The sequence below is a fragment of the Gordonia sp. 852002-10350_SCH5691597 genome, assembly GCF_001665715.1.
GTDB classification, from domain to species: Bacteria; Actinomycetota; Actinomycetes; order Mycobacteriales; family Mycobacteriaceae; genus Gordonia; species Gordonia sputi.
Map to the genome: position 1 here is coordinate 1 of NZ_LZMO01000051.1, position 1820 is coordinate 1820.

3 protein-coding genes are annotated in these 1820 nt (G+C 66.0%); 1 reads left to right on the forward strand and 2 read right to left on the reverse strand.

Going from position 1 to position 1820, the window contains the following annotated elements:
* On the forward strand, positions 1 to 308 hold a 308-nt coding region (locus tag A5777_RS03785), incomplete at its 5' end, for an acyl-CoA dehydrogenase family protein (protein ID WP_197502283.1).
* Between the two features lie 24 nt (positions 309 to 332).
* Here the strand turns inward: A5777_RS03785 and A5777_RS03790 are convergent.
* Both A5777_RS03790 and A5777_RS03795 read right to left on the reverse strand, forming a co-directional pair.
* Positions 333 to 1208: an HAD family hydrolase gene (locus A5777_RS03790; RefSeq protein WP_005206237.1), complete on the reverse strand. Its 876-nt coding sequence runs from the start codon at positions 1206 to 1208 to the stop codon at positions 333 to 335.
* On the reverse strand, positions 1201 to 1820 hold a 620-nt coding region (locus A5777_RS03795; RefSeq protein WP_064861677.1), incomplete at its 5' end, for a lysophospholipid acyltransferase family protein. The genes A5777_RS03795 and A5777_RS03790, both read right to left, overlap by 8 nt.

The window sequence follows — 1820 nt, forward strand, 5'->3', positions numbered from 1 at the left end:
ACGTCGCGGAGGCCGAGTTGGCACTCGAAGCCGTGACCGGTGCATTGGACGATCTCACCAAATCGCTCACCGCCGGTGAGGATCTCGGCGACCGCACCCTGCTGCGCCTGTTCGCCGCAAAGGAGAACAGCACCCGGGTCGCCCGGCAGGTCACCGACCTTGCGCTCGAGATCGCGGGAGCAGGTGCGCTGCATCGTCGTAACGAGTTGGAGCGGCTCTACCGCGACGTACGCGCGGGCAGCTTCCACCCACCGAACTCCGACGCGGTGCGCGCCTTCGTCGGGGCGTTCGCGCTCGGGCTTGCCTGAAACCTCTTGGCTTGCGCGGTGGTTCTAGCCGAACCACCGCGCGAGCACCCGCGCGACGCCGTCCTCGTTGTTGCCGACCGTCACTTCGTCGGCGGCGGCGATCGCAGCCGGATGCGCGTGTCCCATCGCAACTCCGTGCCCGGCCCAGGTGAGCATCTCGACGTCGTTCGGCATGTCACCGAACGCGACGGTGCGCTCGCCGGAAAGTCCTGCAAGATCGATGAGTTTGTCCAGACCCGACGCCTTGTGCGTGTCGGGCACCGAGAGCTCGATCAATCCGTTGTCGGTGGAGAAGGTGACCTGCGCAATGCCGTCGACCTCCGGCAGAAGCCGCCGAGCCATCTCACCGCTGGCCAGATCAGGCTGTCGCACAAGAAGTTTCACCACCGGCTCCGCGTAGACCTCGTCATCGCCGACCTCGATGTGATCGGGGTTCAGCCAGGCGTGCCGGTAGCCGGCCGTCGCCACGAACGGCGGTGTGGCAGCGTCGAATTCCGACGAGCCGACTCGCTCTCCGGCAACCCCGGCGTCGGGTAGACACCGCGCGATCACCTCGCGGAGCACCGCGAGCCGATCCGTCTGCAGCAGCGACGAGTACACGATCTTGTCGTTCGCGACGTCGTAGATGATCGCGCCGTTGGCGCACACCGCATATCGCACGTTGACCGCGGAACCCGGGAATTGGTCGGTGATCTCGGCGATCCAGCGCGGTGGCCTGCCCGTCGCCAGGACGAACTCGGTGCCGGCATCACACGCTGCCCCGAGTACGCCGATCGTGAAGGGCGACACGGTGTTCTGGTCGTCGATCAGAGTTCCGTCGACGTCGCTGGCGATCAGTGTCGGCGGGCCGTCGAATCCGACGGTGCTCTCGCCGGTCGACGCCGCGGATGCGTCACTCACCATTGGCCTTTCGCTCGCGGGCTGCGGCCTTGCGCTCGGCCTCGTCTTTCTCGATGACAGCAGCCTCCTCGGGCGTGGGCGCCGAACCCCCGAGTCGGTGGGGCACCCAGAACTCGCCCTCCGGATGCGACCCGTAGTCATCCTGAACACGCAGGAGCTGCTCGTGCATCACATCTCGTAACCGCGATGTCTCCTGCTCCGAATTGCTCTCGGGCGCAACCGTTATCGGACTGCCGTAGCGCACGCGGACCGGAATCCGACTGCGCCCCATGTCACGTGTGCCGCCCTTGGTCCACTGTCGCTGCGCACCCCAGACAATCGTCGGGATCAACGGCACCCCAGCCTCAGCGGCCATGCGCACCGCACCGGTCTTGAAGTCCTTGAGCTCAAAGCTGCGACTGATCGTCGCCTCCGGATACACCGCGACGATCCGACCCTCTCGCAGCGCCGAGACCGCGCCACGATAAGCCTCAACGCCCTGCGATCGATCAACCGGCACAGAGCGCGTGCGGGTGATCAAGAACCGCATGATGGCGATATCCATCATCTCGGACTTGATCATGAACCGCGTTCGACGCCCCGCCTGATACACGCCGTACGCCGCGGGCAGAA